We start from the raw sequence: 14,703 nt of genomic DNA on the forward strand, positions 1-14,703 counted from the left end.
GTGCTGAAAAGGCTGCCGACGCATAAAGCGACCCAAATAGAAGAATTACTGCCACATCGCTGGAAATCCAACTCAAATTAAAAAATAGGCATGGGGTTCAGCGGACGCTTACTAATTTTATGAATTTTTTATAGATAAAAATAAACCCAGCTTAACCTCTTGATCAAACTGGGTGAGATAATAATTTTCTTAGGATTTATTTTCCCAATACGGCCAATTTGCCTCAGGTGTAAAACGATAATCTTGATCTAGCCAATACGAATGATTGGAAGAGGATTTATCTTTCAAGCCCATGATATGCATTAAATTCTGATCCAGTTCAGCAGTATTGAGATTTGTGTCTTTATTCACGCCTGTTAAATTTAACTTATCCGACCACATGATTACAGGGACTTGGTAGCCTGCTTTGGTCGTTGGGCTATGACCAGCATAATCTAGTTCATGTCCAACTTCATTGCCGTGATCTGAAACTACCGTGAAAGACCTAAAATCAGGTAAATGATCAGCTCTTAAAGTGTCCAGCATTTTTGCCAATAAATGATCTTCATATAGCACTGCATTGTCATAATCATTACGTAAGGAACGAATCCAAGGATCGATATTTCGTGCTTTTAAATCTGATTCAACACGATCATTACTATTACTATTAAATTTATTGAATGTCGTTGGGTAGCGTTCTTGGTAATTAGGATGAGTCCCGATCAGATGTAAAATAATAAGTTTCTTTTCGACGGGATCAGCAAGTGCCTGCTGGTAAATAGGCAGTAAATTTTCATCTAAAGATGAGCTGCTACGACCTGAACGGGTATTTTTATAAATAGCTTGATCCGCATAAGAACCAAACAATGATGATAGATAACTATCATCTTGATTACTTAGCCAATAAATTTTATATCCTGCTGCTCGAGCATAAGCCAATACACTTTCGGGTGAATATTTTTTATGTTCTGATGCAGGGCTTTCAGTCAATAAAACACGTAAAGCATTGATGGTAGATGGCGATGGCGAAAATGCATTACAGAAAACTTTAATCTCTGAAAGTCGTTTATTCAACTCAGGAGTGGTATCTCTAGGGTAACCGCAAATGCCAAGATTCAAACTGGTTAAGCTTTCTGAAAGCACTAGGACATGGGTTTGTTTACCTTTGGCCTGTCGCGTCATGACTAGATTTTTTTCAGCACTTAAATCCCATTGCTTATGTACATTCTTATGTTGTTTTACTCGCCCGCGGAAATCTTGAATCTTAGTTTGATATTCTGTCCAAAAAATAAGAGGATGCACCTTGCGAGAAGGTTTCATCAAATAGCTAGTCAGACTTAATACGGTAAGCAAAATGATAAATGAGCGAAAGATTTTACTTTGCCAAATTTGCTCTACATGTTGAACTTTAATTAATTTAAAGACTGCAAAACTATGCAGCGCGATGAGAATAATTAAACTGATAAAAACAGTAGATACTGCGACTGAATGAAGTTGTAAAAATTCCCAAATTTCTTGGCGATTAGTATTGGCAATCGCTTCAATAATAAAGTAGGCTTCACTATCACTACTAAACAGAAACCATGTACTTGATCTAAGCAGTGAGTCGAGTAAAAAAATAAACCACCACAACAAAGAAAAAACATACCAATATGTTTTTCTTCGCGTGATCGCAAAGTAAGTAAAAATAACGCCTGGTAGGGATAAAAAACCTAGACGTAAACCATCTGATAGGTTTCCTGCAACAATTAACAAACCACCTGTAACGAGAGCAGGCAGCAGAATAAGTAGCAGAATATTAAAACTTTTTAAGCTTGCCGTCATAAATGTCAAGTACAATGAGAGAGAGAGCCGAACACGCTAATATCTGTGGAAGTTCTTGACCTGTCAATCTGTATTTGTGAAGTATTTGATTGCGCAGTAAATTAATTTTAAATGTATGATCTTCATTTCAAAATGCTTCATACATTTAAGATGTGAACCTTGTAATAAAATCCATTATTTCTCCTCATTTCCTTCGATTTGAAATGATATGTTAAAAGGCATGGTGTTTGCTTAATTGTTCAGTAAAGATCAAGAACTGAACTACTCTTATTAGTCTCATTTAACAATTGACTGTTTCAGAAAATGGAATGAACAGCCATGCTATCCAAGTTTTTTATTGAGCGACCAATTTTTGCCACCGTACTCGCGATTATCGTTATGGCGGTTGGTATTTTTTCGATACAAAATCTCCCAGTTGAGCGATATCCAGATATCGCGCCTCCTCGAATTACTGTTTCTGCAACTTATAGTGGTGCAGATGCTCAAGCTGTTGAAGACAGTGTTACGCAAGTGCTTGAACAACAGATCAAAGGAATCGACAATTTACTTTATTTTAGCTCAAGCAGTGATGCGAGTGGTAATAGCCGAATAAGTTTGTTCTTTGAACAGGGCACAGATCCAGATCAAGCACAAGTCCAAGTCCAAAATGCAGTTAATGGGGCAATAAATCGTCTGCCTGAAGATGTTCAACGTCAAGGGGTGAACGTACGCAAGTCATTAAGCGATTCATTTATGGTGATTGGTCTAGGTGATAAATCTGGACGTTCAACAAATTTAGATATTTCTGACTATTTGACCAATAACTTTGAGCTTAATTTGAGCCGTATTGAAGGGATTGGTGAAGTTAATATTTTTGGTTCGCAGTATGCAATGCGAATTTGGTTGGATCCACAAAAACTACAGAGCTATCAATTACAAGTTAGTGATGTTCGATCAGCATTAGAAAATCAAAATACTCAAGTAGCTGCAGGTGCAATTGGAGAACTCCCTTCGGTTGAAAATCAATATCTGAATGCGAAAGTGACCTCAGGGTCTTTGTTACGAACACCTGAACAATTCGAAAACATCGTTGTAAAAGCAAATAATGATGGGCAATTTATTTATCTAAAAGATATCGCACGCGTTGAAGTAGGAGCAGAAAATTATCAGGTTTTTAACCGTTTAAATGGTTATCCAGCATCAGGTCTTTCGCTGTCATTGACCGTTGGTGCAAATGTAATGCAAGTTGCTGATGCAGTATATAAAGAGGTCGCTCGATTAGAAAAAGCATTACCTGAAGGGTATTTTGTGGTGTATCCACGTGATGATACTCCTTTTGTAAAAGAGTCTATGTCACAAGTGGTTTCGACATTAGTTGAGGCAATTATCCTCGTTGTCTTGGTGATGTTTATCTTCCTCCAAAACTGGCGAGCAACACTTGTTCCTGCTGTGACCGTACCCGTTGTAATTTTGGGGACGTTTGCTGTTTTATCTGTTTTAGGGATGAGCATTAATACCCTGACATTATTTGCGATGGTATTGGCAATTGGCCTGTTGGTCGATGATGCGATTGTTGTGGTTGAAAACGTTGAACGTCTTATGCACGAACAGCAATTAAGTGCTAAACAAGCTTCGATTCAGTCCATGCAGGAAATCAGTGGAGCATTGGTCGGGATTACTTTGGTTCTAACTGCGGTTTTTATTCCGATGTCGTTCTTTAGTGGAGCAACAGGGATTATCTATCGACAGTTTTCGATAACCCTTGTCGTTGCCATGGTGCTATCACTTTTTGTTGCTTTGATTTTGACTCCAGCAATGTGCGCCATTTTACTCAAACCGCAACAGAAACAGGCGAAATGGGCGATCTGGTTCAATAATAGTTTGGACAATATCAAAACGCGTTATTTGAAGTTTTCAAGTAAGGTTATTGGTTTTAAAGTATTTTCTTTAATCGCGATTGTTGGCTTAACTGCAAGTTTTGTTTTGGTTTATCGAATTCTTCCAACGAGTTTCCTACCTCAAGAAGATCAAGGTTTGCTGGGAGTACAATTTACGCTTCCACAAGGTACACCGATGAGTAAAACAGAAGCGGTAGGTAAGACGATTTCTGATTATTTCCTTGAAAATGAAAAAGCAAATTTGAATGGTGTCATGGTCATCCATGGTCGAAATTTCTCTGGTACAGGACAAAACCTTGGACAAGCATTTATTTCTCTTAAACATTGGGATGATAGACCTGGTTCAGAAAATAGTGCTCAACAGATTCGTGCTAGAGCGATGCAATATTTTTCCAAAAATAATCAAGCGCGAATCATGGTGATTATGCCTTCAGTGATTCGCGGTTTAGGTAACTCAGACAAAATGGATTTCTGGCTTCAGGATACTCAAGGTCTGGGGCGGGATAGTCTTGTGAAGTCTTTTGAAGCTTTACAACAGCAGGGCAATCAGCAGGATTCTGTAGAGAATCTCGATAAAAAAAGCAATGATGATCAAGCCGTATTAAATATCAAGATCGATTATAAGGCTGCGATGATTCATGGTCTTAATGTAAATGATATTAACCAAACTTTATCTACTGCTTGGAGTGGAAGCTATATCAATGACTTTATTGATCGTGGACGGATCAAACGTGTCTATTTACAAGGTGATGCACCATATCGTTCAAAGCCTGAGGATCTGAACTATTGGTATGTAAAAAATGCCAGTGGACAAATGGTGCCTTTTACTCAATTCAGCCAAATAGATTGGCAAGGTGCACCGCCCATGTTAGAGCGTTTTATGGGTTACCCTGCGATCAATCTCGAGGCTGATGCAGCTGCTGGTTTTAGCAGTGGGCAAGGCATGCAAGCGATTCAAACTTTAGTAGATCAAATGCCCGAAGTTGGATTGGAATGGAGTGGTTTATCTTATCAAGAGCAACAATCGAGTAATCAAGCGATTTGGTTATATCTGGTTTCAGTTGCGTTTATTTTCCTTTGTTTAGCAGCACTTTATGAAAGTTGGTCTATTCCATCTGTTGTGATGGCAGCCATTCCTTTAGGAATTGGAGGAACGATTATCTTTAGCTATCTGTTTGGCTTTGCTAATGATATTTATTTTCAGATTGCACTATTAACCACGATTGGTTTGTCATGTAAGAATGCAATTTTGATGGTTGAGTTCGCAGCAAGCTTACAGCAACAAGGTCGCAATAGTTTAGATGCGGCATTGCATGCGGCAGGTTTACGTTTAAGACCGATTCTAATGACATCAATTGCTTTTGGTGCGGGTGTTATCCCATTAATGTTTTCAACAGGAGCAGGGGCGTTGAGCCGACAAGCGATTGGTTTTAGTGTGTTTGGCGGTGTGGTTTTTGGAACTGTTTTGGTGCTGATATTTATTCCATTTATGTACGTGTTAGTCACACATTACTTTAAGCCTAAAATGAAAACTGCAAAATTATAGATTATTAAAACTTTAAGTTTTTCGGATGAACAATTTGATAAGGGGTATTTTACCTTTGACTCAAATTGTTCATTTTTGTTGTGTAGGTTGAGTAAAAAAAGAAATATTTGTAGTATTGCCCTGCCGTATAAGCGGTTCTAAGAGGTTTTGTTCCCTAAATGGACATACATAGTTGTGATTTATTCATAATTTCACATTTTTTTATTCATCAAAATCAGGATGAAGAGCTTCTTTTATCAGTCAAATAATTGACTGTACATCACTTTTCATTGCTGATTATTTGTAGTGAAGAGATCCACATGAGCTATAACAACTTTTTATATTTATTAAGCGACGCGTTAAAAAATAATCATATAGAACTCGCTCTAGCATCGCTAAAAACATTTCGCCCTGTTGATATTGCAGATGTATTGACCCAGTTATCTTTAGATCAAAGTCAATTATTATTGACTCATTTGCCTGATCGTGCCTATGTGTTTTCATATCTAGCACCGAATGAACAAGTCAAATTAGCAAAAGTTATGCCACGAAATACCTTGGCTGAAATCATAGGTGAAATGTCATCTAATAAACGTGCAGATGTATTTAAGTGTTTGGATGAAGATCAACAAAATGCATTGTTGCCTGCACTCGCACAGGCTGAAAGAGAAGATATTCGCCAGCTTGCATCCTATCTAGAAGGAACAGCTGGTGCGATTATGAGTTCGGAATATGCAACCTTAAAACCCAATATGCAGGTCAATGAGGCAATCAAAATGTTGCGTTTAGAGGCCCCTGACACTGAGACGATTTATTTTGCATATGTTCTCGATGAAGCTAGAAAGCTTCTAGGTGTTTTATCCTTAAAGCAACTCATCTTAGCAGCTGAAGATCAAAATATTAATCTACTTATGGAAACCAATGTACTGACAGCTTATGTCGATACAGACCAAGATGAGGTTGCAAAGACGATTGCACGTTATGATCTATTGGCATTGCCAATTATTGATCGCAAGGGCATGATGGTCGGTATCGTGACCTATGATGATGCGATGGATGTTGCTAGTGAAGAAGCAACAGAAGACTTTTTAAAAGTAGGTGCAGTAAATGCATCATCGAAACTTAGTATTAAATCTGCTCCGATTCTTCAGCTCTATCAAAAACGTGTCTTTTGGTTGGTGTTTTTAGTTTTTGGTAGTTTGCTTTCAGGTATCGGAATAGCTCACTACGAAGATGTGATTGCCCAAAACTTAGTTTTAGTTTTTTTCTTACCGTTACTTGTGGGGAGTGGAGGAAATGCTGGTTCGCAATCATCTACTCTGATGGTGAGAGCTTTAGCGACAGGCGATGTCCAATTTAAAGATTGGTTTTACTTACTCGGACGTGAAAGCCTAGTCGCGTTGTGTTTGGGGGGAACAATGGCGATTGCCGTATCATTACTAGGTTTTTTCCGTGGTGATGAAATGGTGGCTTTAGTCCTTGCCCTAAGTATGATGGGAATCGTATTGATGGGGTGTTTGATTGGTATGAGTTTGCCTTTTATTCTGAATAAAGCTGGTTTAGATCCTGCAAGTGCTTCTGCGCCTTTAGTTACTTCGATTTGTGACGCGACAGGTGTCATTGTTTATTTGTTTATAGCTTCAATGATTTTATTCTAAATTTTAATAATAAATGTACCGACAAAATCTAAAAACTACTTTATTCTCAAGCATAAACGTAGTTTTTAGGTTAGATTGATGACTGGTCAAACAGAACAAAAAAAATTAACCCAACAGCAAGCAATCGCAGTCGAGCGAGATTTAGCTAAATTTGCCAACACAATGGATAGTTTAGTCCGAATTCCTTTCACGAAACAGGGCGTTGGTGCGGATGCTGCATTAAGCACAATCCCATTTGCAGGAGATATTGCGGGTTTCATTCTGACCATGTATGCCTTTAAAAAGGCAAAAGAAGTTGGTGTACCGCAACATAAATTAGCTGGTGTAATTAAGCTTGCCATTCTCGATATGCTGGTTGGATTTGTACCAATTGTTGGGACACTATTTGATGTATTTATCCGTCCAAGTCGTAAAACATTAGAGATTGTGCATGACCACATCCGTGAGGAATACCAAGTGCATAGTGATATCCATGTGGTACATCCATTTTTGCATGAGTCTTTGGAACAAAAGCAAAAGACCTCAGCATTTTGGCGTAATCCTATTGTAAGTTGGATTTGGTTACGTATTCCTGATCTATTAGGAATTGCGGTATTGATCTTACTGATTCTCGCTGTTTGGCTCGGTGTCAGTTATTTATGGCAACTTTATCAGTCATTCTAATCGGCTTAATTTGCATTCATAAATATAAATAAAGCCTCCATTAAGGAGGCTTTATTTTGTTTAATCTATTTGAATTATTGAACATTTAATTGTTGTAGAGCTGCTACACGTTGTTCAATACTTGGGTGAGTTTGGAATAAAGCCGCTAAGCTGAAACCTTGCTCTTTACCTTCAGTAATCGCAAAAGCTTTCATTTCTTTTGGCATTTGATCAGGCATTTCTGATTCTGCTTGTAAACGGAGTAATGCCGAAATCATGGCTTGTTTACCCGCTAAACGTGCTCCAGCCTCATCTGCGCGGTATTCACGTTGACGAGAGAACCACATCACAATCGTAGAGGCTAAAATACCAAATACGATATCGAGAACAATCGTAATTGCGAAGTAAGCAAGACCAGGTGCTTCTCCATCTTCACGACCAAAGACATTGCGGTCAATAAAATCGCCTGCTACACGTGCAAAGAACATCACAAAGGCGTTCACAACACCTTGAATCAATGCCAAAGTGACCATATCACCATTTGCAACGTGACCGATTTCATGTGCAAGAACCGCACGCAATTCATCTTTATTCATTCGCTCAAGTAAGCCAGTTGATACAGCTACTAGAGCATCATTCTTGTTCCAACCCGTTGCAAACGCATTTGATTGGTATGACGGGAAGATACCCACCTCAGGCATTTTGATACCTGCACGTTGGGATAATTGAGCAACTTCTTGTAACAACCACGCTTCAGCCTGATTTCGAGGCGCATTGGGGTCAATTAATTCAGTTCCAGTGGTTTTTTTAGCCATCCACTTCGACATGAAGAGGGAAATTAATGAACCCACCATACCAAAGACAAAACAGACGACCAAAAGGTTGCCTAGATTCAAGCCACCCGCGCCATGGTAACTACCGACACCGAAGAGTGACAAGATAATGCCAGCTACAACCAGTACCGCGAGGTTGGTTAGCAAGAACAAACCAATCCGCATCATTGAGAAAACCCTCATGTAAAGAAAAAGTAATCTGATTTATAAATTTAAATCATGATCATAATATGCAGGGCGATGCTTAAAAATTCAAGCAAAAAATGGGCGTAGATACATTAAGCTAATAAAACAATGAACTAGTATTTAAACAGTCACTTAGCGAGTGAGAAAGTTATAAAATCAACACTAAAATCATAGTGTGAGAATATAGGCTAAACGATCATTCGCTAATATTTATTCGGGCTGATGCAGTTGCATTTGCTGTAGTATATGTACCTGATGGTGCATCAGTAAAAGTACCATCAGCTAGGGTAATGATTTGTCGATTATATTGTTTTGGTGGAGGACTCGGTTCGCTTCGTGGTGGAGTAGTGTAGTTCGCAGACTGAGCTAGTACTTGTCCACTTTGAGCAGACGATGAGTTACTCATACCTAGACCAGAAGCATATAAGTTTTGATAACGACTGGTTACTCGACGGACATAATCTTGAGTTTCTCTAAATGGAGGAATTCCACCATATTTATCAACATTACCTTCACCAGCATTATAGGCTGCAAGTGCAAGTTGAGTATTTCCATTAAATCTTCGTAGTAACCAACTCAGGTATTTTGCGCCAGCATATATGTTTTGTTGAGGGTCATATGCATTACTTACATTAAAACGTCGAGCCGTTGCTGGCATGAGTTGCATTAAACCTTGAGCGCCAACAGGAGAACGTGCGTTGATATTAAATCCTGATTCAGTATGCATCACGGCTTTGATTAATCCTTCTGCAACTCCATGTTGTTGAGCTGCTTGTCGAATTATTTGATCAAATGCATTTTTATTACGACTATAGCTAGGAAGTACTGAAGCTTCACTCGCACCCCAGTTGCTATAACTGTGAATATTACTGTCAGGATAATAAGTGGCTTTCACCACTTTGAGATGGCTATATTCTGCCTTTTTCTTATTGGTGAGTAGTGTAGTGCCGTTAGTATCTTTGAATTGATAAATGGTCTGACCAGCATATATTGCTGAGCAGCTCATTAAACCGACTGTCCCCAACCAAAGGGCGAAAAAATAATTTTTACTATCCATCGTTATAATATTCGCAAAAAAGCATAATTTCTTCACAGCAGTTTAACAAAAAAAATCATAAAAAGAACTTTTGCTACAATTTTTTTAATTTTGACTGTCTGACAAAAATCAAGTCCTTTTGTGCGAATGTTCATCAAAAAAAATTAAATTTTTTTTTTGAAAACGAAAACTTGACATATATAAGTAATTGATTTTAATTGTTAAAAAGTGTTGGTTAAAAAATGATCAATTTGATCGGAAGCCTTATTTTCAGATAAAAGCAGTTTGTCAATAGCGAAGAAATCCACAATTTTATCCACAGGTTTTGTGGAAAACTGTGGAAAAGTTTGAAATATAAGCAATCTAGCTAAATCTGATCAAATTTGATGCAGGTTTTGTCAGTATCCTTTTTGAATATGACGAATGAAAGAAATTGAAAAATTCTTTTGGTGCGCAAATTTTCGGAATCGGATAAAATCTCGCGGTATTTTTGTTTATGGGTAAATCACGTCTATGTACGCGCCAGTGGAGTCCAACCAAGGATTTAATTTCAAGCCAGAACTTCCGACAAGTTCGGCGTATTATCGCCTGTTGAAAAAACTTCGTCGCCAAGTAGGGCATGCAATTCGTGATTACAACATGATCGAAGATGGCGATAAGGTAATGGTATGTGTGTCTGGAGGTAAAGACAGTTATACATTGCTTGATATCTTGTTGCAGTTCAAGCGCATTGCACCGATCAATTTTGACATCGTGGCTGTGAATCTTGACCAAAAGCAACCTGGTTTCCCAGAAGACGTGCTACCACGCTATATGGAAGAAAATAATATTCCATATTATATCCTTGAGAAGGATACCTATACGATTACTAAGCGTTTAACGCCAGAAGGTAAAACGTATTGCGCTGTTTGCTCTCGTTTACGTCGTGGTTCACTCTATGGTTTTGCTCAAGAAATTGGCGCGACCAAAGTTGCATTAGGTCATCACCGTGATGACATTATGGCGACATTCTTTTTGAACTTATTCCATGGCGGCAGTTTAAAAGCGATGCCACCAAAATTATTGTCTTCGGATAAAAAGAACATTCTGATTCGTCCATTGGCATATGTTGAAGAAAAAGACATCATCAAATATGCAGAGTTAAGAAAGTTCCCGATTATTCCGTGTAATCTTTGCGGTTCGCAAGAAAATCTACAGCGTGCGATCATCAATGACATGCTACGTGAATGGGATAAACAATATCCGAAACGTTTACATAGTATTTTTGGGGCATTACAGAATGTTTCTCCATCACAACTAGCGGACCGTGAATTATTTGATTTCGAGGCATTGGATAGTCAACGTGAGTTTGATATGAAAGATCCAGAAGAAATGAAAAATCGGCTCGATGTGGTGAATTTGAGTTTTGCTGCAGAGTAAAATGTAAAAGTTTTTTAAAAGGCACTTTGATAAGTGCCTTTTCTTTATAAATTTTTTAAAAATTGAATATCGCGTACAAAAAATCATAGCCTAAAATAAAAATTACATGCTATAACAGGGCACGAGCAAAAAGCTTCATGTGATGTCGTCTGGATAGATGGCACAAGAAACTGAACAAATACATTTGAGGAATAATCATGGCTGCATTTTTAACTGATGATTGGTTTGCAACTGTTGAAAAACTTACTGCTGAAGCAGGTGATTTAAATTTACCACCAGCACTTGCAAACTTAGCGATTAACTTAGTTGTAACAGATGCAGCTGGAAATACAGAGTTAGCTTTAGACGCTGGTAAAATCCAAAAGGGTTTGTCTCCAAATGCTAAAACAACTTTAAATATGGATGCAGAGACTCTACGTAAAGTGTTCTTAGAGTTTGATATGGCAGCTGCTATGCAAGCATTCATGACAGGTAAAATTAAAGTGCAAGGCGACATGTCTCAATTGATGGCATTACAAACTGCTAAGCCTAGCCAAGAACAAAAAGATTTATTCAAAAAGGTTCTTGAACAAACTGCATAAGTTTATTCATAAAAAAAGCTTACCGTTGGTAAGCTTTTTTTTGCTCTGAGCATTTTAAACTTCGATACGATTACTCGTTTTTAGATGCTCTAGATATGTACGGATTCGGGTGACGTACTGTAATGCTTGCTTGTAACGACCATTACGCGCTTGATTACGCTGTAAATAGTCATATAGGTTTACCCATTGATTTGGGTTCTTACCTTGAGCCTTAATACGTTTTTGAATCTGATTTACTGCACCTGGCCCCATATTGTATGCAACCAGTGCATACCAGTTACGATCTGGATAGGGAACATTCTCATATTGATCTAACATAAGATCATAATACTTAGCACCGCCCTGAATGCTTTGTATTGGATCCGTACGGTTAGTTACACCCATTGCTTGCGCTGTGCTGCTCGTCAGCATCATCAAACCACGAACACCCGTGGGAGACACCGAAGTGGGTTTTAAATATGATTCTTGATAACCAATTGCAGCTAATAAATGCCAATCTAAATTATATTTCGCAGCACTTTGTTTAAAGCTTGCCTTATAGATTGGAAGACGCTGATTGAGGTCTTTTTGAATCGTTGACCAAGATTCAGGTTTAACGACATTACGATTATAAAAAGAGGCTAATTGCTGAGTTGTTCCTGACTGTTTGCTTTGGCAAACAAAACCACTCGCAGTTAAAGTCAGTGGATCGTCAGCTTGTTTAAACACCCAGTTTAATTGAGGGTTTAAACCATTTTTACTCAAAGTTGCTTGATCGCCACAACTTGCAGAAAAGGAAACAAGCTGTTTACTTTCAATCGTTGCAAGATTTGCTGTGGTCATTGCAAGATTTGCTTTGCCTTGAGCAATCCACTTTAAAGCAGTGGCATTGTCAGGTACGGTCTTAAAATCTAACTTTACGTTGAGACTTTGTGCGTAGTTTCGAGCTAAATCGTAACCGAAACCATGTAAAAATTCACCGTCTTTAAAAACTGTGGTTGGATTTTCAACTGCAACCACGGTTAAAACTTTTGTCGTTACGACTGTGTTGTATTGATGAGATTTCTCAGCATTCAAGCTATTAAAAGGAAGGATTGCGAATCCTAAAGCTAAAGCTTGAAATGGAAGTTTAGAAGATAAAGAGTTAAGGCTAGGCCTAGACCCAGAACTTGAATTACTGTGCATGTTGTCTCCGCTACAGATAATTTATGCCCTAAAAGCTCAGAAAACAAAAACTTCGCTTTTAAAAGTTGATAAATTCGATAAGGGGTGGGCAAGTCATGAACGTCATTCAAAATGACATTGGGTTGATCGGATATTTAATAAATGTTTCACAACATTTACAAAATGTATAAAAAGTAAACAAAAACTAACTTAGGGGCGCATATTAAGGGTCAAAAAACTGATTGTCAAATTTTGTACAGTAAAAAAATGAGAAATACATCACAACCGTCTGATTTGAAAAAGAATAAAATTTATACACTTTGGTGATGATCAAATAAGGAATACAATGCTAAATCTTGTAAATGGAATGTTGTAATAGCGTATTTTTATCTATGAAATCGAATTTAATTACTCGTACAGGACATGATTTATTGGTTGCCGAGTTGAAAAAGCTTTGGCATGACGAGCGACCTGAGATCACTAAAAAAGTAAATTGGGCAGCAAGTTTAGGCGATCGTTCGGAAAATGCTGATTATCAGTATAATAAACAATTACTTAGGAAAATTGATCGCAGGGTTAGATATTTAGGAAAGCGTTTAGAAGAATTAAAAATTGTAGATTATGTCCCTGAGCAAGAAGGAAAAGTTTACTTCGGAGCTTGGGTAGAGATAGAAAATGATGCTGGCGAGCAAAAAACCTTACGTATTGTCGGTGTCGATGAAATATATGATCATCATCCACAACATATATCCATTGAATCACCAATGGCGCGTGCTTTATTGAGTAAACAAGTGGACGACGAAGTTGAGGTCATCACTCCTCTAGGGAAAAAACTTTGGTATATCAATTCAATTCGCTATGAAAAATCTCAAAATCAATAAATTTATAAGCTGTTGATTTTATTTTGAGCGTTCAGTGCATTATTTTGAATAAAAGATTTGCCAAGTTGAATTTTTATTTATATGATAGCCGCCATTGGAAGCGTGGCAGAGCGGTTTAATGCACCGGTCTTGAAAACCGACGAGGGTGTGAGTCCTCCGTGAGTTCGAATCTCACCGCTTCCGCCAAATATTAAAATAAGCCCTTGTTTTTACAAGGGCTTATTTTTTATCTGTGCTTTTGTCCCACATTGTAACCCACATTAAAATTCTGATTGAATCAATTGTGACTGGATGAAATCAGTAGCCTTTGGATTGTTGTTAAAAGTTACTAGTTGTTCATCGCACTTCAAAATAAAAAAATGTCATTCAACTTTCCATAGAGTTTTCACCTTTCTCAGACCCGTGAAGCAGCCTAACTATCTTGCTCAAGATATGTATCAAATACATGGGCTATTGAGTCTGTTCTATCAGGCAATCAATCCCTGTTATCTCTACCTGCCTATGTAAGATTTATGACCTATATTCACATGAGGGTTAGACTAAATTTTACAGATAAATAAGAATATGAACTTGGAATTCATGTCAAAATATTCGAGAATTGAAAGAAAAATAGATGGGAATTAATGGTTTACTGGCTGGGAATTCTTGTTGAAATTTTAGTTGGTTAGCTTTGACCCATGTGAGCACAATTTAATGGATGACGAAAACATAATACAAACTGATGCACTTGAGATGGATATGGATAGTGCAAATAGTGACTTGAATAATACTCAATTTAAATCAGTTACCCAATCTATTGATGATCTTGCAGAGGCAATCATTGAGCAATTATTAGCGGATGAACGGCTCAAAAAGATGTTCAAGCAACCTGGGGATAATGACCAACGAAAAGAACGACGGTTGTTGAACAGGCAAAAAAATAAGGAACAACAATATCTATCACTAGAGGATTTAGTTGCTCAAGAGAATAGTAGCTTGGCATCAAGCATTAAGTCTAACCAATTTGCCTCTGTACACGACAAATTTCATAGGGCCCTTGTCCTATCAGGCTTTTTCTTTCTTAAAATTGCGAGCACTTTCTTAAATTCTTCTTTTTTTCCAAAACCAATCAAACGTAGA

At 37.8% G+C, this 14,703-nt stretch carries 10 protein-coding genes, 1 tRNA gene and 1 pseudogene; 8 read left to right on the plus strand and 4 right to left on the minus strand.

Annotated elements, in window-relative coordinates; all coding sequences use genetic code 11:
- Positions 1-189: 189 nt before the first annotated feature.
- Positions 190-1,803, minus strand: a complete 1,614-nt coding sequence (locus tag ACSC97_RS15335) for a phosphoethanolamine transferase (RefSeq protein ID WP_436661792.1) — start codon at positions 1,801-1,803, stop codon at positions 190-192.
- Between the two features lie 318 nt (positions 1,804-2,121).
- On the opposite strand from ACSC97_RS15335, the gene ACSC97_RS15340 reads away from it, so the two are divergent.
- The 3 genes from ACSC97_RS15340 to ACSC97_RS15350 all read left to right on the plus strand — a co-directional run bounded on the left by ACSC97_RS15340 (position 2,122) and on the right by ACSC97_RS15350 (position 7,526).
- Positions 2,122-5,226: a multidrug efflux RND transporter permease subunit gene (locus ACSC97_RS15340; RefSeq protein ID WP_130576222.1), complete on the plus strand. Its 3,105-nt coding sequence runs from the start codon at positions 2,122-2,124 to the stop codon at positions 5,224-5,226.
- 299 nt (positions 5,227-5,525) lie between these two features.
- Complete coding sequence (gene mgtE / locus ACSC97_RS15345) at positions 5,526-6,863, plus strand: magnesium transporter (RefSeq protein WP_436661795.1); 1,338 nt, start codon at positions 5,526-5,528, stop codon at positions 6,861-6,863.
- A gap of 78 nt (positions 6,864-6,941) precedes the next feature.
- Positions 6,942-7,526, plus strand: coding sequence for a DUF4112 domain-containing protein (locus ACSC97_RS15350; protein WP_004908234.1), 585 nt, complete (start codon positions 6,942-6,944; stop codon positions 7,524-7,526).
- A 74-nt stretch (positions 7,527-7,600) separates the two neighbouring features.
- On the opposite strand, the gene htpX is transcribed toward ACSC97_RS15350, so the two are convergent.
- A complete protein-coding gene (htpX, locus tag ACSC97_RS15355) occupies positions 7,601-8,506 on the minus strand; it encodes a protease HtpX (RefSeq protein ID WP_004908232.1) in 906 nt (301 codons plus the stop codon).
- A gap of 214 nt (positions 8,507-8,720) precedes the next feature.
- The gene (locus ACSC97_RS15360; RefSeq protein ID WP_004956064.1) at positions 8,721-9,581 is read right to left on the minus strand and encodes a lytic transglycosylase domain-containing protein; all 861 of its coding nucleotides are present in this window, start codon (positions 9,579-9,581) and stop codon (positions 8,721-8,723) included.
- Positions 9,582-10,073: 492 nt separating this feature from the next.
- Between ACSC97_RS15360 and ttcA the strand changes: the two genes are divergently transcribed.
- Together ttcA and ACSC97_RS15370 are read left to right on the plus strand one after the other, a co-directional pair.
- Positions 10,074-10,979, plus strand: coding sequence for a tRNA 2-thiocytidine(32) synthetase TtcA (gene ttcA, locus ACSC97_RS15365; RefSeq protein WP_004908226.1), 906 nt, complete (start codon positions 10,074-10,076; stop codon positions 10,977-10,979).
- 197 nt (positions 10,980-11,176) lie between these two features.
- On the plus strand, positions 11,177-11,560 hold the full coding sequence (locus ACSC97_RS15370) for an SCP2 sterol-binding domain-containing protein (protein ID WP_004676693.1): 384 nt from the start codon (positions 11,177-11,179) through the stop codon (positions 11,558-11,560).
- 54 nt (positions 11,561-11,614) lie between these two features.
- Here the strand turns inward: ACSC97_RS15370 and ACSC97_RS15375 are convergent, their stop codons facing one another.
- Positions 11,615-12,724 carry a transglycosylase SLT domain-containing protein gene (locus ACSC97_RS15375; RefSeq protein ID WP_436661799.1) on the minus strand — a complete coding sequence of 370 codons (1,110 nt, stop codon included), beginning with the start codon at positions 12,722-12,724 and terminating at the stop codon, positions 11,615-11,617.
- Positions 12,725-13,095: 371 nt separating this feature from the next.
- Between ACSC97_RS15375 and greB the strand changes: the two genes are divergently transcribed.
- The 3 genes and pseudogenes from greB to ACSC97_RS15390 all read left to right on the plus strand — a co-directional run.
- Complete coding sequence (gene greB, locus ACSC97_RS15380; protein WP_004908219.1) at positions 13,096-13,584, plus strand: transcription elongation factor GreB; 489 nt, start codon at positions 13,096-13,098, stop codon at positions 13,582-13,584.
- A 96-nt stretch (positions 13,585-13,680) separates the two neighbouring features.
- A tRNA-Ser gene (locus ACSC97_RS15385) sits at positions 13,681-13,770 on the plus strand.
- Between the two features lie 507 nt (positions 13,771-14,277).
- A pseudogene (locus ACSC97_RS15390) lies at positions 14,278-14,703 on the plus strand (hypothetical protein); the annotation flags it as partial.

The sequence above is a fragment of the Acinetobacter sp. P1(2025) genome (assembly GCF_051390655.1).
GTDB lineage: Bacteria > Pseudomonadota > Gammaproteobacteria > Pseudomonadales > Moraxellaceae > Acinetobacter > Acinetobacter junii.